At 69.6% G+C, this 24,409-nt stretch carries 17 protein-coding genes and 2 pseudogenes; 7 read left to right on the forward strand and 12 right to left on the reverse strand.

The genetic code is table 11. The features are described 5' to 3' along the window. Window positions 1–2: 2 nt before the first annotated feature. The 6 genes and pseudogenes from ABD378_RS08025 to ABD378_RS08050 all read right to left on the reverse strand — a co-directional run. Window positions 3–257 (reverse strand): annotated as a pseudogene (locus ABD378_RS08025) (MFS transporter); the annotation flags it as partial. Beyond that, on the reverse strand, window positions 254–1,564 hold the full coding sequence (locus ABD378_RS08030) for an FAD-binding protein (RefSeq protein ID WP_344519801.1): 1,311 nt from the start codon (window positions 1,562–1,564) through the stop codon (window positions 254–256). The pseudogene ABD378_RS08025 and the gene ABD378_RS08030, both read right to left, overlap by 4 nt. Window positions 1,565–1,641: 77 nt before the next feature. Beyond that, entirely contained in the window at window positions 1,642–2,673 is a 1,032-nt protein-coding gene (locus tag ABD378_RS08035) for a LacI family DNA-binding transcriptional regulator (protein ID WP_344519802.1), read from the reverse strand. Further along, window positions 2,670–3,605 (reverse strand): carbohydrate ABC transporter permease, encoded by a 936-nt coding sequence (locus ABD378_RS08040; protein WP_344519804.1) that lies wholly within the window; start codon window positions 3,603–3,605, stop codon window positions 2,670–2,672. The genes ABD378_RS08035 and ABD378_RS08040 overlap by 4 nt, the downstream gene beginning before the upstream one ends. Further along, window positions 3,602–4,549: a carbohydrate ABC transporter permease gene (locus ABD378_RS08045; protein ID WP_344519805.1), complete on the reverse strand. Its 948-nt coding sequence runs from the start codon at window positions 4,547–4,549 to the stop codon at window positions 3,602–3,604. Before ABD378_RS08045 ends, ABD378_RS08040 begins: the two co-directional genes overlap by 4 nt. Then, a complete protein-coding gene (locus ABD378_RS08050) occupies window positions 4,546–5,865 on the reverse strand; it encodes an ABC transporter substrate-binding protein (RefSeq protein ID WP_344519806.1) in 1,320 nt (439 codons plus the stop codon). Before ABD378_RS08050 ends, ABD378_RS08045 begins: the two co-directional genes overlap by 4 nt. A gap of 189 nt (window positions 5,866–6,054) precedes the next feature. On the opposite strand from ABD378_RS08050, the gene ABD378_RS08055 reads away from it, so the two are divergent. Continuing rightward, on the forward strand, window positions 6,055–8,076 hold the full coding sequence (locus ABD378_RS08055; protein WP_344519807.1) for a beta-galactosidase: 2,022 nt from the start codon (window positions 6,055–6,057) through the stop codon (window positions 8,074–8,076). A gap of 76 nt (window positions 8,077–8,152) precedes the next feature. Then, window positions 8,153–9,727 (forward strand): glycosyl hydrolase 53 family protein, encoded by a 1,575-nt coding sequence (locus tag ABD378_RS08060; protein WP_344519808.1) that lies wholly within the window; start codon window positions 8,153–8,155, stop codon window positions 9,725–9,727. A gap of 16 nt (window positions 9,728–9,743) precedes the next feature. Here ABD378_RS08060 and ABD378_RS08065 read toward each other — a convergent pair whose 3' ends face one another. Both ABD378_RS08065 and ABD378_RS08070 read right to left on the reverse strand, forming a co-directional pair. Then, complete coding sequence (locus ABD378_RS08065; RefSeq protein ID WP_344519809.1) at window positions 9,744–10,940, reverse strand: pyridoxal phosphate-dependent aminotransferase; 1,197 nt, start codon at window positions 10,938–10,940, stop codon at window positions 9,744–9,746. Between the two features lie 140 nt (window positions 10,941–11,080). Beyond that, window positions 11,081–12,988, reverse strand: coding sequence for a glycoside hydrolase family 127 protein (locus ABD378_RS08070; RefSeq protein WP_344519911.1), 1,908 nt, complete (start codon window positions 12,986–12,988; stop codon window positions 11,081–11,083). A gap of 223 nt (window positions 12,989–13,211) precedes the next feature. On the opposite strand from ABD378_RS08070, the gene ABD378_RS08075 reads away from it, so the two are divergent. Beyond that, window positions 13,212–13,868: a ThuA domain-containing protein gene (locus ABD378_RS08075; protein ID WP_344519810.1), complete on the forward strand. Its 657-nt coding sequence runs from the start codon at window positions 13,212–13,214 to the stop codon at window positions 13,866–13,868. 76 nt (window positions 13,869–13,944) lie between these two features. On the opposite strand, the gene ABD378_RS08080 is transcribed toward ABD378_RS08075, so the two are convergent. From ABD378_RS08080 to ABD378_RS08090, 3 genes are all read right to left on the reverse strand, one after another. Continuing rightward, window positions 13,945–14,442, reverse strand: a complete 498-nt coding sequence (locus tag ABD378_RS08080) for a peptidylprolyl isomerase (protein WP_344519811.1) — start codon at window positions 14,440–14,442, stop codon at window positions 13,945–13,947. A 96-nt stretch (window positions 14,443–14,538) separates the two neighbouring features. Next, complete coding sequence (locus ABD378_RS08085; RefSeq protein ID WP_344519812.1) at window positions 14,539–15,693, reverse strand: right-handed parallel beta-helix repeat-containing protein; 1,155 nt, start codon at window positions 15,691–15,693, stop codon at window positions 14,539–14,541. Between the two features lie 132 nt (window positions 15,694–15,825). After that, window positions 15,826–18,309, reverse strand: coding sequence for an alpha-L-arabinofuranosidase C-terminal domain-containing protein (locus ABD378_RS08090; protein WP_344519813.1), 2,484 nt, complete (start codon window positions 18,307–18,309; stop codon window positions 15,826–15,828). Between the two features lie 275 nt (window positions 18,310–18,584). Here ABD378_RS08090 and ABD378_RS08095 point away from each other — a divergent pair, with 275 nt between their 5' ends. Genes ABD378_RS08095 through arfA form a run of 4 tightly spaced genes read left to right on the forward strand, consistent with a single transcriptional unit; the run spans window position 18,585 to window position 23,303 of the window. Further along, window positions 18,585–19,937 (forward strand): extracellular solute-binding protein, encoded by a 1,353-nt coding sequence (locus ABD378_RS08095; RefSeq protein WP_344519814.1) that lies wholly within the window; start codon window positions 18,585–18,587, stop codon window positions 19,935–19,937. Between the two features lie 47 nt (window positions 19,938–19,984). Further along, on the forward strand, window positions 19,985–20,881 hold the full coding sequence (locus tag ABD378_RS08100) for a carbohydrate ABC transporter permease (RefSeq protein WP_344519912.1): 897 nt from the start codon (window positions 19,985–19,987) through the stop codon (window positions 20,879–20,881). Beyond that, window positions 20,878–21,750: a carbohydrate ABC transporter permease gene (locus ABD378_RS08105; protein ID WP_344519815.1), complete on the forward strand. Its 873-nt coding sequence runs from the start codon at window positions 20,878–20,880 to the stop codon at window positions 21,748–21,750. The genes ABD378_RS08100 and ABD378_RS08105 overlap by 4 nt, the downstream gene beginning before the upstream one ends. A gap of 35 nt (window positions 21,751–21,785) precedes the next feature. Beyond that, window positions 21,786–23,303, forward strand: a complete 1,518-nt coding sequence (gene arfA / locus ABD378_RS08110; RefSeq protein WP_344519816.1) for an arabinosylfuranosidase ArfA — start codon at window positions 21,786–21,788, stop codon at window positions 23,301–23,303. 19 nt (window positions 23,304–23,322) lie between these two features. Here arfA and ABD378_RS08115 read toward each other — a convergent pair. After that, a pseudogene (locus ABD378_RS08115) lies at window positions 23,323–24,183 on the reverse strand (pectate lyase family protein); the annotation flags it as partial. Window positions 24,184–24,409 lie beyond the last annotated feature (226 nt).

Below are 24,409 nucleotides of genomic sequence, written 5' to 3' on the forward strand. Positions count from 1 at the left end.
GGTCGGGCCTTCGGAAGCGCTCGGGTCAGCCACGGCAGACCGGTCGGGAAGACGGGCGCGATGAACAGCCCCACGCCCGCGTACGCCACCGGGGCCGCGCTGTAGCCGACGGTCTCCAGATGGGTGGGCTCCCAGCCGCCGACGCCCGCCTCTACGGCGACGTTGAGGATGTAGAGGGCGAGGAAGCCGACCAGGACGCGGGAGAGCAACCTGCCCCGCGCGGCGGCCGGTTGGGCAGATGCGGGTGCCTCAGTCATCGAGTGCGGTGAAGGCGGGTGGTGGGAGGGAGGAAGGGATGTACGAAAGAGCGCACGAAGGCGTTGCGGAACTTCCCCTGTGGGTCCATGCGTTGGGCCAGTTCGGCGAAGTCCGCGGCGTGCGGATAGCGGGCGCCGAGCTCGGCGGGGTCGGCGCCGAACACCTTGCCCCAGTGCGGCCGGGGCGCGAACGGCGCCAGACGCTCCTCGACGAGCGCGACCACCGGGAGCACGACTGTCGCGTCCGGCACCCAGGTGAAGTGGAAGGCCACGGTGTCGCGGCCGTGAGCGGGGCTGAGCCACTGGGTGTCGGCGGCGACGGTGCGCACCTCGCACACCTGGAGGACGGGTGCCACCTGGTCCCTGAGGGTGTCCAGGGCGTGCAGTGCGGCGAGGGCGTGCTCGCGCGGCAGCAGATACTCCGACTGGAGCTCGGCCCCGCTGCTCGGCGTGAACTCCGCCCGGAAATGGGGGAGACGCTCATGCCAGGGCCCGGGAACACCCAGCTGCTCGGTGCAGTTGACGGCAGGCATGCCCGGTACCGGATGCCGAGGCTCACTCACGGGCGCTGCCCAGGGGAAATCGACGGCGGCGGCACCGCGCCGTTTGAGCCACACCTGGTTGAAGCGCGGACCGCGCCAGTCCGTGAACAGACTCACGCTGTACGCCGCCGATGTCACCGCGTCGAAGTCGAGGTCTGCCAGGGGGAGTTCACCGAACACGTGCTGGCTCATCGTGTAGTCCGGCTCCAGATCGAGGGTGAGGGCGAGGACGACGCCGAGCGCCCCGAGCGAGACCACCGCGCCGTCGAACCCGTCGTCGCCACGGTTCAGTACGTGTGTCTCCCCGTCGGCGGTCACCAGCTCCACCGCGCGAACGATCTCCGCCAGGGACTGGTTGCCGTTGCCCGAGCCATGCGTACCGGTGGCGACCGAGCCGGCCACCGAAATGTGCGGCAGCGAGGCCATGTTGGGCAGGGCGAGACAGTGGGAGGCGACGTGCCGGGCGAGTTCGGCGTACCGCACACCACCTGACACACGCACGGTGCGCGCAGCGGTGTCCACGTCGATCGACGGCTCAAGGGCGGCGAGCGAGAGCAGGGCGGTGTCCGCCGCGCCGCCGTCCACGTCGGCGATCCGGTTGAACGAGTGGCCGCTGCCGAGCACCCGCACCTGGCGGCTGCCCGCGACGAGGGCGCGCAGGGCGGACGGCGAAGCGGGCCGGTGCAGTTCACGGGCGGAGAAGGTGATGTTCCCCGCCCAGTTGGTCACGGCGCCGTCGCGGCCGGTGGCCAAGGCGTCAGTCATGTTCGGGTCCCTCCCTCACGGCCGCGGGGAGTATGCCCTCCGCGGCCTCGTCCTTGCACGTCAGGCCGGTTCGTACGTCAGGCCGAGCCGCGGATCACGAGCTCCGTCGGCAGGATCACCGCGGCCGGGTCCTCGCCGCTTATCTGGGCGAGCAGCACCCGCACCATCTCGGCGCTGATCCGGTCCCAGGGCTGGCGGACCGTCGTCAGTTCGGGGCGGGCGGTCAGGGCGGCGGGCGAGTCGTCGAAGCCGCCGACCGCGATGTCCTCCGGGACGCGGCGGCCCGCGCGGTGGAAGGCGGTGAGGACGCCCTGCGCCATGAGGTCCGATGCGACGAACACGGCGTCCAGGTCCGGAGCCTGGGCGAGGAGCCGGGTCGCGGCGGCCTCACCGCCCGCCCGGCTGTAGTCCCCGGACGCGATGAGCCGCTCGTCGACCGGGATGCCCTCCTCGGTGAGGATCTCCCGGTAGCCCGCGAGCCGGTCCACACCGCCGGGGGTGTCGAGCGGCCCGGTCACCGTGCCGACGCGGCGCCGCCCGATGGACAGCAGATGGCGCACCATGTCGCGGGCGCCGTCCCGGTCGTCCGCGGCGACATAGCTCACCTTGGAGGCCTGGCCGATCGGCTTCCCGCACGCCACCAGGGGGACACCGGCATCGCGCAGCTCGTCCGCGACGGGGTCGCCGGAGTGGCTTGAGACCAGGAGCACCCCGTCCACGTGGCCCGCGGTGATGTAGCGCATGATGCGGCGCCGCTCGTCCGGGGTGCCGGCCAGCATCAGGAGCAGCGGGATGTCGTGCGCGGCGAGGGCCCCCGTACAACCCCGCAGCAGGACATTGAAGTTCGGGTCCTCGAAGAAGCGCTCCTGCGGTTCGGTGAGGAGGAAGCCCACCGAGTCGGAGCGGCCGGTTATCAGCGAGCGGGCGTGCCGGTTGACGACGTAACCGGTCTTGCGGATGGCCGCGTTCACGGCCTCCTGTGCGGAAGGGCTCACATAGTGGCCGCCGTTGAGGACGCGGGACACCGTGCCGCGCGAGACGCCGGCCTCGCGGGCCACGTCGTGGATCGTCGGCGGCCTGCGCCTGCCCCCCGTTGCGTTCATGGTCACGACTTTACGGCTCCGGACAGCAGGTCGAGGCTCCAGAAGCGCTGGATGACCAGGAAGAGGGCGATGAGCGGTACGACGGCGAGCAGGGCGCCGGTGATCACGAGGGTGTAGAGAGCGGGGGTGTTGGAGCCCTGCTCGAGGAGCGTGAAAAGGCCCAGCGTGATGGGGAACTTCTCGTCGTCGCTGAGCATGATGTAGGGGAGCAGGAAGTTGTTCCACACCGCAACGAACTGGAAGAGGAACACCGTCACAAGGCCGGGCACCATCATCGGCAGCGCGATCCGCGTGAAGATCCGCCACTCGCTCGCACCGTCCATCCGCCCCGCCTCCACGACATCGCCCGGCACGGCCGAAGCGGCGTAGATCCGGGCGAGGTACACGCCGTAGGGGGAGAGGACGAGCGGCATCAGGACCGAGGCGTACGAATCGGTGAGGTCCGCCTTCGCGAGCAGTAGGTACTGCGGCACGGCCAGGATCACCGGGGGCATCAGGACGCCCGCCATGAGGATGTTGAAGACGGTCTCGCGGCCGCGGAAGCGGTAGATCGCGAGGGCGTAGCCGCTGACCGCGGAGACGGCCGTGGACAGGAGCGCGCCGAGGCCCGCGTAGAGGGCGGAGTTGCCCATCCACCGCCAGTAGATGCCGTCGCGGTAGGCGGAGAGGTCCGTGACGTTGTCGGCGAAGCCGCTGCCGGGCCAGAACGTGAAGGTGGAGAACAGCTCGCGGCCCGACTTGGTGGAGGCGATCACCACCCAGAGCACGGGCAGCAGGCAGTACAGGGCGCCGAGCAGCAGTACGGCGGTGGGCAGCACGGCGATCCGGCGGGGCGGGGCCGCGGGCGGGCCCTGTGCGGTGCCGGGGGTGGTGCCCGCGGCGGGCGCGGACTTGCGGAGCGCGGTCTTGCGGACGGCGAGCGAGCGCGGCGAACTCATCGGGCCGCCTCCTTCTTCGTACGGGAGTTCGCGGCGCGCAGGAACCCGAAGGACAGGACGAGCGTGGCGAAGGCGATGATCACGGCGGTCGCCGCCGCCGAGTTGATGTCGCCCTTGCCGAAGGCGTCCTGGTACACCTTCATCAGCGGACTCCAGGTGGTGGAGACGGAGTTGGTGAGCGGCTTGAGGGTGGTGGGCTCGCTGAACACCTGGAGCGTCGCGATGATCGAGAAGAAGAAGGTGAGCACCAGCGAGGGCGCCACCATCGGGATCTTGATCCGCAGCGCGATCTGCAGCTGCGAGCAGCCGTCCAGCTTCGCCGCCTCGTGGACCTCGGCCGGGATGGCCCGCAGCGAGGTGTAGATGACGATCATGTTGAAGCCGGTGCCGCCCCACACCGCGATGTTGGAGAGCGCGAGATAGAGCGGGCCGCCGTCGAGCAGATCGGGCTGCGGCAGGCCCAGCTTGTCGAGGACGAAGAAGAACGGGCTGACGTCCTGGAGGTAGAGGAACCCCCACAGGAGCGCGGCGATGACCCCGGGCACGGCGTACGGCAGGAAGATCGCGAGGCGCGTGAAGGGCGTGAGGCGTACCCGCTCGGTGTCCAGGAGCAGCGCGAAGAGCAGGGCGAGGCCGAGCATCACCGGGATGACGATGGCGCCGTACCCGAGGACGCGCAGCGCGCCGTGCAGGAGTTCGGAGTCGGTGAGCGCGTCGGTGTAGTTGCCGATCCCGGCCCACACCTCGCGCCGGGCGTCCTTGCCGAGGCCGAGGCCCTTCACCTCGACCTTGTGGAGGCTGAGCCAGAGCGCGTAGCCGATGGGCAGCGCGAAGAAGAGCGCGAAGAGCAGGGTGGCGGGGAGCAGGAACGCGTACGGGGCGCTCCTGACCCCGTACGACGCCCTGCGGCGGGGGCGTACGGGGTGCGGGGGTGCGGAGGTCACGGCGCGACTCCGAAGCCCTGCTTCTTCAGGTCGGCGACAGTCGTGTCCTGCATGGTGTCGAGGGCGCCGCCGAAGTCGGACCTGTTCTTGGCGGCCGAGCCGAAGGCGTCCTTGAACGAGGTGTACGCGACGTTCACGTTCGGGCCCCAGGCGCCAGGCGCCGCGGTCTTCGCGATCTCGGCGGCCTGCGGGTAGAAGTCCTTCTGGCCTGCGAAGAAGGCCGGGGGTTCGGCGAACGCGCCGCTGGTCTGGGCCGCGGTGGCGGCGGGGTAGATGCCGCCTTCCTTCGCGAGCGCGTCGAGCGCCTTCGGGTCGGTGTTCAGCCAGGCGGCGAACTTGGCGGCGGCCGTCTTGTGGCCGCTGTCGGTGGTGACGGCGGTCGATGAGCCGCCCCAACTGCCGGTGGTGTTCTGGCCCTTGGACCACTGCGGCAGCGGGGCCATGGCCCACTTGCCCTTGGTGTCGGGTGCGGCGGTGGTGAGGGTGCCGGGCGCCCAGACGGCGCTGACCCAGGCGATCTGCTTCCCGGTGTTGAGGGCCTTGTTCCAGGCGGGGGTGTACATCGGCTGGTTGTCGATGGCGCCCTCCTTGACGAGGCCGCCCCAGAAGTCGGCGACCTTGCGCGTGGCGTCGTCGTCGATGCCGACCTTCCACTTCTCGCCTTCGGTGGTCCACCACTTGGCGCCCGCCTGCTGGGCGAGGCCCGCGAAGAGCCCGGAGTCGTTGGCGGAGAACGTGGTGAGGTCCTTGTCCGGTGCCTTCTTCTTCAGCGCACGGGCGGTCTCGGCGAACTCGTCCCAGGTGGCGGGGACCTTGAGGCCGTACTTCTCGAAGAGATCCGAGCGGTAGTAGAACATCATCGGCCCCGAGTCCTGCGGCACCGCGTACACCGCGTCCGAGCCGAGCGTCGTCTGCTGCCAGACGCCCTCGGGGAAGTCGCCCTTCACCTTGCCCACCTCACCGGATATGTCGGCGAGCGCGTCATTGCTGACCAGGGTCGGCAGCGCCTGGTACTCGGCCTGGACCAGGTCGGGGGCCTTCTTGGCCTTGTGGGCGGTGAGGATCTTGGTGACGAGGGTGTCGCCGGACGCCTGCTTCTTGACCGTGACCTTGATCTGTTCCTTCTTGCCAGGACCCTTGTTCCACAGATCGACGACCTTGTCCATGCCGGGTGTCCAGGCCCAGTACGTCAGGGAGGCGGGGCCCGACTCCTGCTGGCTCTCGTCGTCCGACGAGCCGCAGGCGGTGAGGGCGGCGGCGCCGAGGGCGAGGGCGAGCGAAGTGGCGTAGAAGCGGCGGTGCTTCGTGAACGGCATGGATGGTCTCCCCTTACCGGGTGGCTGTGCCGACTGCGTCGAGCGGCCTGCCACGCATCTGTGAGCGTTCACAGTAGAGAAACATCCAGGACACTTGTCAATGGTTGTTGCTGTGCGGTTATGTTGAACTCAGAGCCGTGAAAGTGTGTGTGCACGTTCCCAATTGATCGATGAACTCGGGAGAGATCCATGCCGGAGACCACCCCCACGGGCCTGAGCGGGCTCGCCTTCGGTGGGGACTACAACCCCGAGCAGTGGCCGGAATCCGTCTGGCGCGAGGACATGGCGTTGATGCGCGAGGCCGGCGTCACGATGGTGAGCGTCGGGATCTTCTCCTGGGCCCTGCTCGAACCGTCGCCCGGCAGCTACGAGTTCGGCTGGCTCGACCGGGTCCTGGACCTCCTGCACGAGAACGGCATCCGCGCCGACCTCGGCACCCCGACCGTCGCGCCGCCCGCCTGGTTCTACCGCGCGCACCCCGAAGCCCTGCCCGTCACCGCCGATGGCGTCCGGTACGAGTTCGGCTCACGCGGCGCCATCTGCCACAGCAACACCGCCTACCGCGAGGCGTCGTCCGCGATCACCGAGCAGCTCGCCCGCCGGTACGCCGAGCATCCCGCGCTCGCGATGTGGCACGTCCACAACGAGTACGGCGTGCCGGTCTCTGCCTGCTACTGCGACTCCTGCGCCACGCACTTCCGGGTCTGGCTGCGGACGACGTACGGGAGCGTGGAAGCGGTCAACGAGGCCTGGGGGGCGGCCTTCTGGGGACAGCGCTACGGCGCCTTCGACGAGATCGAGCCGCCGCGCGTCACCCCCACCGTCGGCAACCCGGCCCAGGCCCTGGACTACCGCAGGTTCGCCGACGCGACCCTGCGCGAGAACTTCGTGCGCGAACGCGACATCCTGCACCGCCTCGCCCCCGGCGCCCCCGTCACCACCAACTTCATGACCGCGCTCAGCCAGTGCGACTCCCTGGACTACTGGGCCTGGGGCCGCGAGGTCGACCTCGTCACCAACGACCACTACCTGATCACCGACGGCCGCCGCACCCACGTCAACCTCGCCATGGCCGCCGACCTCACCCGCTCCGTCGCGGGCGGCGCCCCCTGGCTGCTCCTGGAACACTCCACGTCCGGCGTCAACTGGCAGCCACGCAACCCCGCGAAGGCGCCGGGGCAGATGGCCCGCAACTCCCTGGCCCACGTCGCGCGCGGCTCCGATGGCGCCCTGTTCTTCCAGTGGCGGCAGTCCCGGCGCGGCGCGGAGAAGTTCCACTCCGCGATGCTGCCGCACGCCGGAACGGACTCCCGGGTCTGGCGCGAGGTCGTCGAACTAGGCCGATCCGTACGGGAGTTGGCGCCCTTGCAGGGCACGCGGACCGTCGCCGACGTGGCGATGCTGTGGGACTGGCACTCCTGGTGGGCGCAGTCCCTGCAGTGGCGGCCCAGCGAGGACCACGACGCACGGGAGCGCGCCGACGCGTTCTACGAGGCCCTGTACGACCGCCATCTCACCGTCGACTTCGCCCACCCCGAGGCCGACCTGTCGGCGTACCCCCTGGTCGTCGTGCCCGCGCTGTACCTGGCGACGGAGGCCGCGGCCCTCAACCTCAAGGAGTACGTGGCGCGGGGCGGCACCCTCCTCGTCTCCTACTTCTCCGGCATCGTCGACGAGCACGAAGCCGTGCACCCCGGGCCCTGCCCCGGCGCCCTGCGCGACGTACTCGGCCTGACCGTCGAGGAGTTCTCACCGCTCCTTGACGGCCGGTCGGTGCGCATCACGGGCCCCGACGGCGCCGAACTCACCGGCGACGTGTGGACGGAGTTCGTCGTGCCGCGCGGCGCCGAGACCGTATGGACGTACGCGGACGGCCTCGCCGCCGGGCACCCGGCCGTCACCCGTCACCAACTCGGCGAGGGCACCGCCTGGTACGTCTCCACGCGTCTGACCGCCCGCGATCTCGACGCCCTGCTCGCCGGCGCCTGCGCCGACGCGGGCGTCACCGAGCGCCCCGAACTCCCGCGTGACGTCGAGGTGGTGACCCGGCGGGGCGACACCGGCACCTACGTCTTCGCCGTCAACCACACCGAGTCCGAGGCCAAGGTGCCGCTGGACGCCCACGGCACCGAACTCCTCACCGGCGAGCGTGCCGCGGGCCGCCTCGCGGTGCCCGCGGGCACCGTACGGGTCGTACGCCTCGACGGCTGACCCCGCCTTCTCCCACGTAGAACCAATCCCACGCACCGCCCACCCCACGTACGGCCAAGTCGAAGGGACATCGACGATGCACGGAAACGGAAGACCCAGGTCACACGAGGTCAATGGCTCACGCGCCACCCGCAGGGCCGTCCTGGCGGCCGCACTCGGCGGCGCCGCCGTCGCGGCCCTGCCCGGCCGGTCCGCGAGCGCCGCGTCCACCCTCACCAACGGGGGCTTCGAGAGCGGCACCACCGGCTGGAGCGCCTACGGCACCACCAGCGCCTCCTTCGCGGAAGCGGGCGGGCGCACCGGCGGGCAGCGCCTGGCGCACTGGTCGGCGTCGGCGTACAAGGCCGAGACGTACCAGTACCTCACCGGCCTCACCGACGGCACGTACACGCTCACCGCCTGGGTCCGCTCCAGCGGCGGGCAGAACGCGGCCTACCTCGCCCTCAAGAGCGGCTCCGCCGAACAGCGCACCGACCTGCCGCCGACCCCGAACGGCGCGTGGCTCCGCCTCGTCACCTCCGTCAAGGTGACCGGCAACGCGTGCACCGTGCGCCTGTACTCCGACGCGAACGCGGGGAACTGGGCCAACTTCGACGACATCACCCTCACGCCGGGCTCAACCGGCCTCCCCATCAAGGGTGCTGACATCTCCTCACTCAAGAAGAGCGAGGACTTCGGCGGCGTCTACCGCACCGGCTCGGGCGCCACGGCGGACGCGCTCGCCGTGCTCAAGTCCGCCGGGATGAACTACGCCCGCCTGCGCGTGTGGGTCGACCCGGCCGACGGTTACTGCGACAAGGCACGTGTCCTCGCCGTGGCCAAGCGCGTCAAGGCGCGGGGCATGAAGCTCCTCGTCGACTTCCACTACTCCGACACCTGGACCGACCCAGGCGCCCAGACGATCCCTGCGGCCTGGGCGGGACACTCGTACGCCCAGTTGAAGACCGACGTCCACGACCACACGTACGACGTCCTCAGTGCACTCAAGGCGCAGGGCACCACCGCCGACATGGTGCAGATCGGCAACGAGCTGAACGGAGGCATGCTGTGGCCCGCCGGCTCGACCTCCGACTGGGCGCAGCTTGCCGGGCTGTTGACGGCCGGTGCGACGGCGGCGAAGGCCGTCTCGTCGAGCACGGTCGTCGCCCTCCACCTCGCCAATGGCGGCGACAACGCCCTGTACCGCACGTGGTTCGACAACGCGGTCTCCCACAACGTGCCCTTCGACGTCATCGGCCTGTCGTTCTACGGCTACTGGCACGGCGCCCTCTCCGACCTCCAGGCCAACCTGGACGACCTCGCGGCGCGCTACGCCAAGCCGCTCTTCGTCGCCGAGACGGCCTACCCCTTCCGTCTGGACAGCGACGACGACTGGGAGGACGTCATCGACAAGGCCGAGGAACTCGTCGGCGGCTACCCCGCGACCGAGGCGGGCCAGGCGGCCTGGTTCCGTGACATCCAGAGCGTCGTCGAGGCGGTCCCGGCCGGTCGCGGCCTGGGCGTGTTCTGGTGGGACGCCACCTGGACCGCCGTCGAGGGGAACGGCTGGGACCCGACGGACCCCTCGACGGGCAACGCCTGGGAGAACCAGGTGCTCTTCGACTACGACGGCGTGCCGACGGAGGCGATGAGCGCGTTCGCGCACAGGTGACCCAGGCCCACATGATTCAGGCTCGCATCACCAGACGGTCCACCGCGGGGTGCCCCGTGCCGTAGGGGACCGGCAGGAGTCCGGCGTCCCCGGTCGCGTACAGCGTCTGTTCGAGACCGATCACCAGGTGCTCGACGTCGACCGGGGGACGCACGACCAGACGCAGGAAGCGGCTGGAGCTGCCGATCTTGTTGCCGCACTCGCGCACCAGGATGCCGTGCTCCGCGAGCAGCCGGTCCCGCAGAACCGCTCCGTCGACGCCGTCGGGCAACCGCACGTACACGAAGTTGCCCTGCGAGGGATAGCTGGTGAGCCCGGGAAGCCGGCCGAGGTGCCAGATCATCTCCTGGCGGTCGCGGCGTACCTGACGCAGGCTCAGGTCATAGGCGTGGCGGTGCTGCTTCAGCATGAACACCACCGTCTCCGCGAAGGAGTTGAGGTTCCACTTCGGCAGCGCGGCGCGCACCCTGCCGGCCAGGCCCGGATTGGCGACCAGATACCCGAAGCGCACGCCGTGCAGCCCGAAGTTCTTGCCGAGGCTGCGCAGCACGATGACATTGGGGCGCAGCACCGCCTCGTCGGAGACGCTCGACTCCGGTCCCGCGTCGGCGAATTCGAGGAACGACTCGTCGACGACCACCAGATCGAGATCCTGCAGCGCGTCGAGCAGCGCGAGCACGGAGCGGCGCGGAAGCAGGCCCCCGTCCGGGTTGTTGGGGTTGCAGATGACTGCCGTGCGCGAGCCGCGGGCGCGTACGAAGTCGACATAGGCCGAAGGATCGAGCACGAAGCCGTCCGCCTCCGGGAGCAGGTACATGTCCACCCGCTTGCCGGTCTCCATCGACTGATCGGTCCACCGCCCGAACGTCGGCACCGGAACGGCGAGCGCGTCGCGCACCAGCAAGTGGTCGATCCAGGTGATGAGTTCGGTCGATCCGTTGCCCATCACGACGGTCTGCGGATTGAGCCCGAGCACTGCGCTGAGCTCGGCCGCGATGGTGTCCGCGCCGCTCGGGTAGTAGGTGAGGATGTCCCGCAGCCGCCCGCCGAGCTCCTCGTACATCTCGGGCGTCGGGAAGTACGGATTGCACGGGATGCAGAAGTCGACGAGCGGCTGCCCGCTGTCGGCTGCCGCCCTGTTCAGCGCTGAGTACGAGGGGCTGTGCGCGGTGGACGCGCGGAAGAGAGCGGTGACGTTTCCCGCGTCTGCCATGGAGGCCTCCGGGTGGGGGAGGTGGTGTCTCCCGTACATACGTACGCGGGTGAGGGTGCGCTCAACCGGCGGGGCAGGAGGGGCGGGTGATGTGTGGGACGACGGCCGTCGTCTCCCGCGCGAGGCTCTGTCGGCGTCCGTCAGCTCCCCGGAATCCAGACCCGCATGGCCCCGCCCTCCCGGTTCGCCCACGCGTGGTACGGCACCGCCGTCAGCGGAGTCTGCGCCCCGTCCGAGCGGCGGTGGCCGGTGGCCGTGACGACCGTGACGCCGCCCAGGAGGTCCGGGCGGTGCTCGGCCACGGTGCGTGCGGACGGCGCGAGCGTCACCTCGTCGAGGCGAAGGCCCGCCCGCTGGTCGACGCTTTCCAGGCAGTACACGAGGGGCCCGCGTTCGATGGCCAGGCAGCCGCGCACGGCGTCCACCCGTGGATCCGGCTCCGTGAGGCGCACGTCAAGGGCGAGATCCAGGACGACTCGCTCGCCGGGGAGCCAGCGGCGGCGTATTCGCAGCCAGCCCCGGTCCGTCTCGGTGCGGTCCTGCCGGTCGGGTGCGGCCACCGTGAACTCGGCGCACCAGTAGGGGATGCGCAGCGAGAGCGTCCAGTCGCGGTCCGCCGGGGCCGCGTCGACGGTGACCGTGACGCGCCCCTTCCAGGGGTAGTCCGTCTCCACCGTGACCGCCCCGCCCCCGCTCCCGTCCTCGTCCCCGCCCGCATCCGTCGCGTACGAACCCGTCGCGTACTGATGCAGCTGCAGGCCTTCCGCGTCGCCGCTCGCCACGTAGTGGGGGAGCGAGGCCAAAAGCCGCATGACGTTCGGCGGGCAGCACGCGCAGCGGAACCAGGGCGTGCGGTGGGCCGCCTGGTCGCCGTGGCGGCTTTCGTGGTCGTCGCGCACCTGGAGCGGGTTGACGTACAGCCAGCGGTCGCCGTCCAGGGCGACTCCGGACAGGAAGCCGTTGTAGAGCGTGCGCTCGACGAGGTCGGAGTAGCGGGTCTCCCCGGTGAGCAGGGCCATCCGCCAGGACCACTGCACGGAGGCGATGGCCGCGCAGGTCTCCGCGTACGCCCGGTCGGGCGGCAGCTCGAAGGGGTCGCCGAACGCCTCGCCCTCGTGGCGTGAACCGACCCCGCCGGTGAGGTAGGTCTTGGCGGCGGCCATGGCGTGCCAGAGCCGTTCGAGTGCCTCGCGCAGTGTCGCGTCGCCGGTCTCCATGGCGAGGTCGGTGGCCCCGGCCAGGAGGTAGAGCTGGCGCACGGCGTGCCCCGTGACGGTCGGCGCCTCACGTACGGGGAGATGGTCCTGCCAGTACGCCGGGCCCGGGTCGCGGGGGCGGTCGCGGTCGGCGCCCGCCGAGAGCAGTCCGTGGCCGCGCCGGTCGGTGAAGTAGCGGGCGAGGTCGAGGAAGCGCCGCTCGCCGGTCTCGCGGTACAGCTCCACCAGGGCGGTCTCGATCTCCGGGTGACCGCAGACCCCGTCGATCTTCTGGTCCGTCCCGAAGACGGAGTCGATGTGCGTGGCGAACCGGACGGCCGCGTCCAGGAGTTCACGGCGGCCCGTGCCCCGGTGGTGTGCGACGGCCGCCTGGATCAGATGCCCCGCGCAGTACAGCTCATGGCCCCAGTCGAGCTCGCTCCAGCGCCGGTCGGGGTGGGCGACCTGGTAGTACGTCTGGAGATAGCCGTCCGGGTCCTGGGCTGCGGCGACGAGCGACACCAGCCGTTCCACGTCCGCGGCGAGTCCGCCCCGGCCGGGATCGTCGGCAGGCTGCCCGTCGGCCAGCTGCCAGGCCGCGGCCTCCAGCCACTTGTGGACGTCTGAGTCCTGGAAGGGGAAATCCCCGGTGAAGGCTCCCGAACCCTCCGCCGCCGCGCGGAGGTTGGCCAGGTTGCCCGCTCGCTCGAGGCGCTCGGGCCCCTGCGGGATGCTCACCGTGGCGTTGGTGTGCCGCCGGGCGGCCCAGAAGCCGCCGGTGATGGTCGCCGTGGTCGCCGGGCGCAGGGTGGTGTGCGCGGTCGCACGGAGGCGGATCGGTCCCAGGGACAAGGGCAAGGGTGAAGGCGAGGGCAAGGGCAAGGGCGAGGGCGAGGGCGAGGGCGAGGGCGAGGGCGTGAGATCGGGCATACGTGCCATTCCTCTGTGCCGTGTTCGTTCGATATCTGGAACATCGTTCGCAAATACGCTGCTGCCGCTGACGCTACCGTGGGCCGCCCGGCGCGGGGGAGAGGTCGACCGCATGCGGGACTCACCGCTCCTACGATCGGACCCCATGAGCCCTCGCCTGCTGATCTACAGCCGAACGACCGCCTACCGGCACGCGTCGATCCCCGCGGGAGTCGCCGCCCTGCGTGCACTGGCCGCCGGGAGCGGCTGCCCCGCCGATGCGACCGAGGACCCGGCCGCCTTCGAGCAGGACCTGTCCGCCTACGCGGCGATCGTCTTCCTCTCCACCAGCGGCGACGTCCTCACCCCTGCCGGGCGGGCGGCCCTGCGGGCACACCGGTCGGCGGGCGGTGGCTTCATGGGCGTCCATGCCGCTGCCTGCACCGAGTACGACTGGCCGTACTACGGCGGACTCCTCGGCGCGCGCTTCGCCCGCCACCCCGCCTACCAGCCGGGCCGTCTGACCGTCGAGGACCATGCGCACCCCGCCACCGAACACCTCCCCGACACCTGGGAGTTCACGGACGAGTGGTACGACTTCCGGGCCTCGCCGCGCGGCGCGGTGCGGGTCCTGGCCTCCGCCGACGAATCCTCGTACGAAGGCGGCGGGATGGGGGCCGACCACCCCCTGGTGTGGTGCCACGAACACGGTGGCGGCCCGATGTTCTACACGGCGCTGGGCCACGCCGACGAGGCCTACACGGACCCGGCCTTCCGCGCCCACCTTCTGGGCGGCCTGCGGTACGTCACCGGGCTGAGCTGAATCCGCCGACGTCTCCCCCGGACATCGGCGACATGGGTGAGCCCCCGCCCAGTGCGGCGGGGGCTCGTGCCAGGTCCTAGAGGGTGCCGGAGGCGGAGATGGCGACCTCGGCCTTGGTGGTGCCCGACTGCGAGCCGAAGCTCTCGATCTTCTTGACGAGGTCCATGCTCTCCTGGTCCGCGACCTCACCGAAGACCACGTGCTTGCCGTCCAGCCAGCTCGTGACGACCGTGGTGATGAAGAACTGCGAGCCGTTCGAGTCCGGGCCCGCGTTGGCCATCGAGAGCAGGCCCGGCTTGGTGTGCTTGAGCTGGAAGTTCTCGTCGGGGAACTTCGTGCCGTAGATGCTCTTGCCGCCGGTGCCGTTGCCGGCGGTGAAGTCGCCGCCCTGGAGCATGAAGTCCGGGATGACGCGGTGGAACTTCGAACCGGCGTAACCGAAGCCCTTCTCGCCGGTGGCGAGCGCGCGGAAGTTCTCCGCCGTCTTCGGCACGACGTCGTCGAAGAGGTTGAACGTGATGCGGCCTTCGGGCTTGCCGTCGATGGTGATGTCGAAATAAGCCTTGATTGTCATGGTCCTCATCCTGTCATTGCCCTGTCCCCACCCGCCAACCGAACCCCCCGGTGAGACCCTTATGGCCCTGTTGACCAGGCATTATGCTGTCGGCATTCAGTCCATGGTCGAGCCGATGGCGGTGCTGCCCGTCGTCAGGAACGCCGTCGCGGGCAGCGCGCCGCCCGCCTGGCGGGCGCCGTAGGCCGTGGTCGCGTCGGTGGAACGGAAGGCGGGGGTCGCGACACCGCTGTCCCAGTTGTTCGCCGATGAGACCGTGCCGGAGCCGAGCTTGGCGAGGCCCGTGCCGTTGGCGACGGCGAGGTTGCGGCCCAGACGGGCCTTGCCCGTGACGAAGTAGAAGCCGCTCTCCTTGTTGGCGTACGCGGTGTTGCGGTTGAGGTTGATCGCGCCGGGGTTGGAGTTCTCCGTGAAGCCGTGCAGCGTGTTGTCCCAGGCCGCGTTGTTGTTCACCAGGTGCGCGGCGCTCGCACCGCCGCCGCCCAGCTTGAACCCGTTGCCGTTGCCCTCCCAGGCGGAGTCGTTCCATCGGTTCTTGCCGTTGCCGAACGCCCAGGAGTGCTCGACGGTGACGGGGGACGCGTACTGCCACAGGTCCATGCCGTCGTCGGCGTTGTTGAAGAGCCGGGCCCCGGTGATCTTGTTGCCGGTGCCCGAGCCGAACTTCACGGCCAGGCCGTCGGCGTTCTGGCCGTGCGTGGCGGCGTCGTAGTTGCCGTGGCTGTCGAGGTTCTGCACGAGGTTGCCGGTCGTGCCGTCGCCGCGCAGGGTGAAACCGGAGTCGCCGTTGTCGGCGGTGACCATGTTCTTGAAGACGCCGCCGACGGACGAGGTGACGACGAAGCCCTGCGCGGGGGAGTTCTGGAAGGTGAGATTCTGCACGGTCCAGTGGTCGCCGTAGATCCCGGCGAGCCAGGAGCCCTCGGCCAGCTTCGAACCGTCGATCTTCACCTTCTCGGCGCCGTACGCGGTGAGCGTGATGCGCGCGGACGCGCTGCCGTTCGCCGTCGACTTGAGGGTCTTCGCCGGGTAGTACGTACCGCCGCGCACCTGGATCGTGGTGCCTGCCGATGCGCTCGCCACCGCTGACTCAAGCGCCGTGGAGGTCGACACGACCACGGTGCTGCTCGCGGCTTCCGCGTCGTCCGGGGCGAGGCCCAGATAGACGCCTCCCGCGCCCGCCGCGACCGCCACGGCGGCGGCGATGGTGATCGTGCGGGTCTTGCGGTGGCGTCCGGTGCTGCTGCTCACGGCCGTCGTTCCTTTCCCAGGGGGTGGTGGTGTGGCGGCGGCCCGGGAACCCCGTGCCCTCCGGGCCGCCGCCACACCCCCATGTGCCCGCCGCGCGCGGGAAAGGTTGCCGCGCGAAAGGATCTTTCTCGGTCAGTCCGTCCCGATCCTCATGAAGGTGATCGAGTTCGCCGGGAAGGTGTACGAGAAGGAGTCGGACGTGCCCTTGAACGTCGAGGTCACCGGCTTGACCGGCGTCGCGTCCTTCGTGTTCTCCGCGGCCGGGTCGGCGGCGAGCGTGGTCACCTTCGCGGTCGGACGGACCTTGGTGCCCGAGCCGAGGCCGACCCTGGTCCGTGCCTCCGAGCCCCGTGCGTTGACGACCTTGACGATGAGGTCACCGGTGGCCTTGTCCCGGGTGACGACCTGGCGGAACGGCTCGGCGGGCTTGTCGTCCGTGAAGGAGCCCCACTTCTTGCCGTCGAGGTAGAGCGTCACCTGGCGGCCGCGCACCTCCACGCGCAGGTCGTAGCTGCGGCCCGTCTCGATGGCCGTGGTGTCCTGGACCATGGTCTGCTTCGCGCCGTCGACGGTCTTCTCGACCGCTGACTGGGTGTTGTTCCAGCCGCCCAGGTTCCACCAGTAGTGGTTGCCGGTGTCCTTGACCCCGAAGGCGACCATGAAGCCCTCCTTGCCTGCCTTCTTGGTGGCCTTCACGTTCAGGTCGTAGTTCTGCCAGCCCTTGTCGCCCGCCGTGACCAGGGTGTTCTCGGCGGCCTCGTCGGACTGGACGTACGCGCCGTCCTGGACGGCCCACGTGCCCTTGTCGGCCGCCTTGCTCCACTGACTGTCACCGGCGGAGAAGTCGTCGGACAGGAGCGTTCTGCCGTCCTCGCCGGTGACCTTCACGTCGTCGTACGCGGCGCTGGTCGCCCAGGTGGAGAGGCCGACGGCGCCGGTGATGGGGCCGGACGTGGCGGGGGTGCCGGAGGCCTTGGACGGCACGACCTCGTCGCCGACGTTGCGCATGAAGAGCTTCTGCGTCTCGTAGTTGGCCGAGCCCCATGACTGGTCGTTGTCGTACCAGATCATGTTCGGCTTCCACTGCACGTAGTCCTCGTTGGCGAGCAGCGGGGCGTACGAGGCGAGTTTGACGATGTCGGCGTTGCGTTCGAGGCCGGTCATGAAGGCGGCTTCTGACAGGGCGTTGGAGAACTTGTTGCCCTGCGAGGCGTACTCGCCGAGGAAGACCTTGGGGCCCTTGCGGTCGTAGGAGTCGTAGCGGTCGTTGTTCTCCAGGAACCACTGCGGGCTGTTGTAGTAGTGCTCGTCGACCATGGCGACGTCCGCGTCGCGGTTGAGCTGCCAGGCCTTGTCGAACGTCGAACCGCTGTCGTCGGGGCCGGAGTTGGAGATGACGGTGATGTCCGGGTACTTCGCCTCGATGGCCGCGCGGAACTCCTTGAAGCGGGCGAAGAACTCCTCCGGGAGGTTCTCTTCGTTGCCGACTTCCAGGTGGGTGAGGCCGAAGGGCTTGGGGTGACCCATGGCCGCCCGCTTCTTGCCCCATTCGCTCGTCGCCGGGCCGTTGGCGAACTCGATGAGGTCCAGGGTGTCCTGGATGTGCCGCTTCAGGAGGGCCGGGTCGTCGGTGGCCTTGTTCTGGCCGCAGCCGGTCACCAGGGCGGGCACCACGGGCAGCGGCATGGCGCCGGTGTCCTCGGCGAACTGGAAGTACTCGTAGTAGCCCAGGCCGTAACTCTGGTTGTAGCCCCAGAAGTTGGCGTTGGTGGCGCGCTGCTCGACGGGCCCGATGGTGTCCTTCCACTGGTAGGAGCGCTTGCGCTGCCAGCCGGACTGCTCGTCGTACCCCTCGTGGGAGCCGGTGTTGACCAGGCAGCCGCCCGGGAAGCGCAGGAAGCCCGGCTTCAGGTCGGCGATCTTCTGTGCGAGGTCGTCGCGCAGGCCGTTCGCGCGGCCCTTGTAGGTGTCGCGGGGGAAGAGGGAGATCTCGTCCAGGGCGACGGGGGCGCCCGAGGCGACCGCCAGCCTGCCGGTGGCGGAGGTGCGGGCCGCGGTGAACGACGCCTTGTACTTCGTCCAGCCGCCGCGCGCGGTGACGCGGCGGGCCGGGGCGAGGTCGCCGGAGGCGTCGCGCAGGCCGAGGGTCAGGGGCGCGCTCCCCGTGCTGCCGGTGCGGGCCCAGACGGAGAAGTCGTAGCGCTTGCCCTTGGTGACCGCGATGCCGGTGTTGTAGCCGGAGTTGGTGACGGATGAACCGCCGTCCAGGGAGAGGTAGTTGCGGTTGCGGGCGTTGAGGCGGCCGTCGTCGTTCACCACCCTGGCGGCACCTGAGGTGTCCCATGAAGTCAGCGGCTTGTAGGCGGCGTTGTCCGCGGTGGTGTACTCGAAGGAGCGGTTCTGGACGAGCTCGGCGTAGAGGCCGCCGTCCGCCGCGCGGTTGATGTCCTCGTAGAAGACGCCGTACATCGAGTCGTCGATCTTCGCGCCGGTGCGGGTCGGGTCGACGTCGATCGTGTAGTCGGTGGGTTCGGCCGCGGCGGTGGGTCCCGCGGCGAGCGTTCCGGCGAGCAGGGCTCCTAGGGTGAGCCCGAGTCTCCAGCGTCTGCGTGCCATGCGTACCCCAGTCTGTGCGCAGTCTGCGTGCGGTATATCGAACGTCGATCAGTAGGTCGAACGGCAACTTAGGCAGCAGGAAGCGGCACGTCAACGCATTGCGCAGGAAGTGGTCCGAGGTGCTTCCCGGGGTTCGTGATGTCGAACAACTTCCGGGAAATTCCCAGGACTTCGACCTTGGCCCTGTCCGAACCGTTGACGCGCCCGGCGTTCGAACCTACGGTCCGTTCGAAGTTGCGAGCAGCATTCGAAATATCGGACAGAAGTGAGCCGCAATGTCACCACCCCTCCCGAGCCGACGAGGTGTGCTCGGCGGTATCGGAGCGCTCGCCGTCGCGGGCAGCTTCGGACTCGCCGCCGCGAATCGCAGCGCCTCCGCGATCGCGTCGGACGCGGACGTACGGGTCCGCTACTGGAACCTGTTCTCCGGCGGCGACGGCGCCAACATGATCGCGATGCTCGACGCCTTCCGCGCCGCGAACCCCCGCGTCGACGTCAAGGACTCGACCCTCCAGTGGGGCAATCCGTACTACACCAAGCTCGCCATGGCGGCGTCCGGAAACCGCGCCCCGGACCTCGCCGTGATGCACCTGGGCCGGATCCCCGGCTTCGCGCCCGGACAACTGCTCGACCCCTGGGACGTGCGGCTGCTCGCGAAGTACGGTGTGCGCGAAGCGGACTTCGACCCGGTGCTGTGGAAGCGCGCCGTGGTCGACGGCAAGCTCTACGGCCTGCCCCTCGACATCCACGCCCAACTCTGCTTCTACCGCCGGGACGTGTGCGAGAAGGCGGGACTGCTCGACGCGGGCGGTGATCTGGCGAAGGTCACCTCGCCCGATGACTGGTTCAAGGCCCTCAAGGCCGCCAAGAAGGCCGTCAAGGGCGACGTCCACACCATCGGCATCAAGGCCGACGAGCCGAACTTCTCCTGGTGGTTCTTCCTCTCCTTCTACACCCAGCTCGGCGGCACCTGCCTCAGCGCCGACGGCCGGGACGTCACCCTCGACACGGACAAGGCCACCCAGGTCCTGGAGTTCCTGCGCCGGCACCTGACCGACGGCTACTCCACCGCGATCGGCATCGCCGACGGCGAGTCCTTCGTCAACGGCTCCGCCTTCACCTGGGAGGGCAACTGGTCCGTACCGGTCTTCAGCGGCGCCAAGCTCGAGTACGGCGCGACCCCGCTGCCGCCCGTCTTCGGCAAGCCCGCCACCCACACCGAGTCGCACTGCTTCGTCCTGCCGCACCAGTCGCAGCGCGGCGGCGCCACCAACGAAGGAGCGCACCAACTGGCCGCGTACGTCGTCAAGAACGCCACGGCCTGGGCGCGCGGCGGCCACATCCCCGCCTACCTGCCGACCCTTGACGACAAGAAGTACCTGGCACTCAAGCCCCAGTCCGAGTACGTCTCGGCGATGGACCACATGGCGGTCGAGCCGCCCGCCTGGTTCGCGGGATCCACCGGACTCCTCGCCCAGCGCATCGGCCCCGTCATCGCCTCCTCCAACGTCGGCTCCGCCAAGCCCGATGCCACGGCCCGCCGCATGAAGGACGTACTCGAAAAGCTGGTCGCCATGAAGAACCCCATGGAAGGCCGGTCCGCGACCGAGGGAGGGTCCGCCGCGTGAGCGCCGTCGACACCGCGGTCGCACCGGCCGCCGTACGGTCCGCCCCGGTGGCGGACGCCGATTCGCTCCGAGCCCGGCTGACCCGTCGCTTTCAGCACGGCGGCTGGTTCGTCGCCCCGTTCCTGGCCCTGTTCGCGCTGTTCGTGCTGTTCCCGATCGGCCGCGGCCTGTGGCTGAGCTTCACCGACGCCAACATCTCCGGCACGGGCGAACGCTTCGTGGGCCTCGACAACTACCGCGAGGCACTCGACAGCCCGCTCCTGTGGGACTCCCTCGGCCACAGCGCCTACTTCACCCTGCTCGTGGTGCCCTGCATCGTCGTCCTCGCGTTCCTCCTCGCGATGCTCGCCCACCACATCGAGCACGCCAAGTGGCTGTGGCGGCTGTGCTTCTTCGCCCCCTTCCTGCTGCCGTCGACGGTCGCAGGAAACCTGTGGCAGTGGCTGTTCAACCCGGGCACCGGCATGATCAACCACGTCTTCGGCCTGGACACGCCCTGGCTGACGCAGAAGTCCACCGCCATGCTCGCCGTCGTGATCACCACCCTGTGGTGGACGGTCGGCTTCAGCTTCCTGCTGTTCCTCGCCGCGCTGCAGAACATCCCGCGCCATCTGTACGAGGCCGCCGAGCTCGACGGCGCGGGCGCCTGGCAGCGGATGGTGCACATCACCCTGCCGATGCTGCGCAACATCACCGGCCTCGTGATCACGCTGCAGATACTCGCCTCGCTCCAGGTCTTCGACCAGGCCGTGGTGATGCAGGACTTCGGCCCGGGACCGGAGGAGAGCACCCGGACCTTTGTGCAGTACACCCTCGAAGAGGGCTTCACCGCCTACCGCGTGGGCTACGCCTCCGCGATCTCCATCATCTTCTTCGTGCTCATCGCGGCCGTCGCCCTCGGCCGGATGTGGCTCCTGCGCAAGCGTGAGGAGGGCGTGCGATGAGCACGGCCGTCGTCGTACGGAAGAACAGCCCGAAGAGCCGGAAGAAGAAGTGGACCCCGAGCCAGATCGTGCTCACCGCGCTCGGTGTCGCCGTCTCCGCCCTGTGGATGACGCCCCTGCTGTGGGCCCTGTTCACGTCCCTGAAATCGGAGACCGAGGCCGTGGAGGTGCCCACGCACTGGGTGCCCGAGGAGTGGACGGGCCAGGCGTGGAAGGCGCTCTTCGAGAGCGGCAACATCACCAACTGGTTCGTGAACTCCGTCATCGTCTCGGTCTGCGTCACGTTCATCGTGGTGTTCGTCAGCGCGCTCGCCGGCTACGGCTTCGCGCGCACCGAGTTCCGGGGCAAGAACGCGCTGCTCGGCCTGGTGATGGCGGGCCTGATGGTGTCGCCCGCCGTGCTCGGCGTCCCGCTCTTCACGACCGTCCAGTCCATGGGGATGGTCGACACCTACTGGGGCATGATCCTGCCGCAGTGCGCGCCCGCCGCGATGGTCTACATCCTCTACAAGTTCTTCCAGTCGATCCCGCACGAGCTGGAGGAGGCCGCGTACATCGACGGCGCCGGACGCTGGCGGGTCTTCTTCACCATCGTCCTGCCACTGTCCCGGCCCTCGCTCTCGGCCGTCGGGATCTTCACGTTCATCGCGTCGTGGAACAACTTCCTGTGGCCCTACATGGTGACCAACAACCCCGACCTGATGACCATGCCGAACGGCATCGCGACCGTCATGAACTCCTACGGCATCCAGTGGGCGCAGCTGATGGCGGGCGGCCTGATGGCGGGCCTGCCCCTAGTGGTCGTCTTCGTCTTCTTCCAGCGGCAGATCATCAGCGGCGTGGCCCACACGGGCCTGGCCGGACAGTAACTCCCCTGCCCAGCACCCCTGTTGAAAGGCTCTACATGGCCCCCCGCACCGCCCACTTCACCCTCGACCCCGCCTTCGCCGTCGGCGATGTCGACCCCCGGCTCTTCGGCTCCTTCGTCGAGCACCTCGGCCGCTGCGTCTACACCGGCATCCACGAACCGGGCCACCCCTCGGCCGACGAGGCGGGGCTGCGCACCGACGTGCTCGACCTGATCCGCGAACTCGGCGTGACGGCCGTGCGCTACCCCGGCGGGAACTTCGTCTCCGGGTACAAGTGGGAGGACTCCGTCGGTCCCGCCGACGAGCGGCCGCGCCGCCTCGACCTGGCCTGGCACTCCACGGAGACCAACCGCTTCGGGCTCTCCGAGTACATCGCCTTCCTGCGCAAGATCGGCCCGCAGGCCGAACCGATGATGGCCGTGAACCTCGGCACACGCGGCGTCGAACAGGCCCTGGAACTCCAGGAGTACGCCAACCACCCCTCCGGCACCGCCCTTTCGGACCTCCGTGCCGCGCACGGCGACAAGGACCCCTTCGGTATCCGCATGTGGTGCCTGGGCAACGAGATGGACGGTCCCTGGCAGACGGGCCACAAGACCGCCGAGGAGTACGGGCGCCTTGCCGCCGAGACCGCCCGCGCGATGCGCCAGATCGACCCGGACGTCGAGCTGGTCGCCTGCGGCAGCTCCGGCCAGTCCATGGAGACCTTCGCCGAGTGGGAGGCCACGGTCCTCGCCGAGACCTACGACCTCGTCGACCACATCTCCCTGCACGCCTACTACGAAGAGACCGACGGCGACCGGGACTCGTTCCTCGCCTCCGCCGTCGACATGGAGTCCTTCATCGAGAACGTCGTCGCCACCTGCGACCACGTGGGCGCCCGCCTGAAGTCCAAGAAGAAGATCAACCTCTCCTTCGACGAATGGAACGTCTGGTACCAGTCCAGGCCGCACCCCGAGGTCGAGGAGAGCCTGCGCGACTGGCCCGAGGCCCCGCGCCTCCTGGAGGACAACTACACCGTCACGGACGCGGTCGTCGTCGGCTCGCTCCTGATCGCCCTCCTGCGGCACGCCGACCGGGTGGCCGTCGCCTGCCTGGCCCAGCTGGTCAACGTCATCGCGCCGATCCTGACCGAGCCGGGCGGCCCGGCCTGGCGGCAGACCACCTTCTTCCCCTTCGCGCAGGCCTCGCGGCACGGCCGCGGCCAGGTCCTCGACGTACGCGTGGAATCGCCCGTGCACGAGACGCCGAAGTTCGGCGAGGTCCCCCTGCTGCACGCGACGGCCGTCCGCGCCGCCGACGGCACCGTCACCGTCTTCGCGGTCAACCGCAGCCAGAGCGAACCGCTGCCGCTCGAAGTCGCCCTGCATGGCATTGAGTTGACGGACGTCATGGAGCACAGCGCCCTCGCCGACGCGGACCCGGACGCCCGCAACACCCTCACGGAGCCCGAGCGCGTCACCCCGCACGGCGTCACCGGGACCGCACTCCAGGACGGCACGTTGAACGCCGTCCTGGAGCCGCTGTCGTGGAACGTGATCCGGCTGGGCTGAGCCTCTCGGCCCGCCCGGGTCAGAGCTTGCCCGCGCCCGCCCCTTCCGTCACCGTGCCGACGACGGACGAGGCGGGCTCGGCCGTGTAGGCGTACGGCGGCTTGGTGAAGTCGCCGACCTGGGAGATCTCGGTGGCGGCGCCCCCGAGGTCGTTGCCGCGCGCGACCGCGAATCCGTCCACGTCACTGCTGCGGCTGGTCGTGACGGCGACCTTCGTGTCACGGAAGACGTTGTTCTCGACCAGCATCCGCGCGCCCATCCGGGAGTGTGCCGCGGTGTCCGCGCCCTGGACGTAGTTGTCGTAGAAGTGCCCGGTGCCGAAGCGCAGGCTCGGGATGCGCGAGTAGACGTTGCTGAAGTGGTTGTGGTGATAGGTGACCTTCAGGTGGCGGGTGTCCTCGTCGCCGTTGTTGTCGCTGTGCCCGACGAGGGAGCCCTTGAAGTGGTCCTTGAAGGTGTTCCAGGAGACGGTGACGTCGTCGGAGGCGTGCGTGATGTCGAGCAGGCCGTCGTAGTGGTCCTTGTCGTGCTCGCGGTCCGCGGAGAAGGAGTTGTGGTCGATCCACACCTTCGTGGACTCCTGGACCGTGATGCCGTCGGCCGGCGCGAGCGGCTTGCTGATGTTGAGGTTCTGTACGACGACGTTGGTGGCCTCCTTGATGCGAAGACCACCGCCGGTGAACCCGGAGGCCGAACCGACGCCGAGCACCGTGGTGTTGGAGCCGATGTCGACCTGGCCGGACAGCGAGATCAGACCGTCGACCTTCACCACCTTGGCGCCGTCCCCGTCGACCGCCGCCTTGAACGCCGCGAGCGACTTCACCGTGGTGGCGGTGGCGTTGCCGCCGCCTGTGGTGCCCGCACCGAAGCCGATCGGAGCCGCNCCGCGGCCGGTCTGTCGGCCGCGGTGTCACCGGGCTCGGCGGCGTTCCCGCTCCAGGCGACCACCCCGATGATCGCGGCCCCGGCCACCGCCGCCGCCGAGACGCGTCCCGCGCTCGTCCTGCGCGCTCTGTGCATGAGTCGTCCTCCGGTCATTCGAGGGGCGGGTCGATCCCGCCCCCTTCCCTGTCTCCGCGGGCGCGGCGGACGTTGCCGCCGCGCCC

The sequence above is a fragment of the Streptomyces rectiviolaceus genome (genome assembly GCF_039533825.1).
In the GTDB taxonomy this organism is placed as follows: Bacteria; Actinomycetota; Actinomycetes; order Streptomycetales; family Streptomycetaceae; genus Streptomyces; species Streptomyces rectiviolaceus.

Bases quoted from the DNA above. Each gene is read 5' to 3' on its own strand.
- ABD378_RS08060 (WP_344519808.1), top strand. From the start codon at position 8,153: ATGCACGGAAACGGAAGACCCAGGTCACACGAGGTCAATGGCTCACGC.
- ABD378_RS08040 (WP_344519804.1), bottom strand. From the start codon at position 3,605: ATGAGTTCGCCGCGCTCGCTCGCCGTCCGCAAGACCGCGCTCCGCAAG.
- arfA (WP_344519816.1), top strand. From the start codon at position 21,786: ATGGCCCCCCGCACCGCCCACTTCACCCTCGACCCCGCCTTCGCCGTC.
- ABD378_RS08090 (WP_344519813.1), bottom strand. From the start codon at position 18,309: ATGGCACGCAGACGCTGGAGACTCGGGCTCACCCTAGGAGCCCTGCTC.
- ABD378_RS08030 (WP_344519801.1), bottom strand. From the start codon at position 1,564: ATGACTGACGCCTTGGCCACCGGCCGCGACGGCGCCGTGACCAACTGG.
- ABD378_RS08050 (WP_344519806.1), bottom strand. From the start codon at position 5,865: ATGCCGTTCACGAAGCACCGCCGCTTCTACGCCACTTCGCTCGCCCTC.
- ABD378_RS08055 (WP_344519807.1), top strand. From the start codon at position 6,055: ATGCCGGAGACCACCCCCACGGGCCTGAGCGGGCTCGCCTTCGGTGGG.
- ABD378_RS08105 (WP_344519815.1), top strand. From the start codon at position 20,878: ATGAGCACGGCCGTCGTCGTACGGAAGAACAGCCCGAAGAGCCGGAAG.
- ABD378_RS08095 (WP_344519814.1), top strand. From the start codon at position 18,585: ATGTCACCACCCCTCCCGAGCCGACGAGGTGTGCTCGGCGGTATCGGA.
- ABD378_RS08080 (WP_344519811.1), bottom strand. From the start codon at position 14,442: ATGACAATCAAGGCTTATTTCGACATCACCATCGACGGCAAGCCCGAA.
- ABD378_RS08065 (WP_344519809.1), bottom strand. From the start codon at position 10,940: ATGGCAGACGCGGGAAACGTCACCGCTCTCTTCCGCGCGTCCACCGCG.
- ABD378_RS08075 (WP_344519810.1), top strand. From the start codon at position 13,212: ATGAGCCCTCGCCTGCTGATCTACAGCCGAACGACCGCCTACCGGCAC.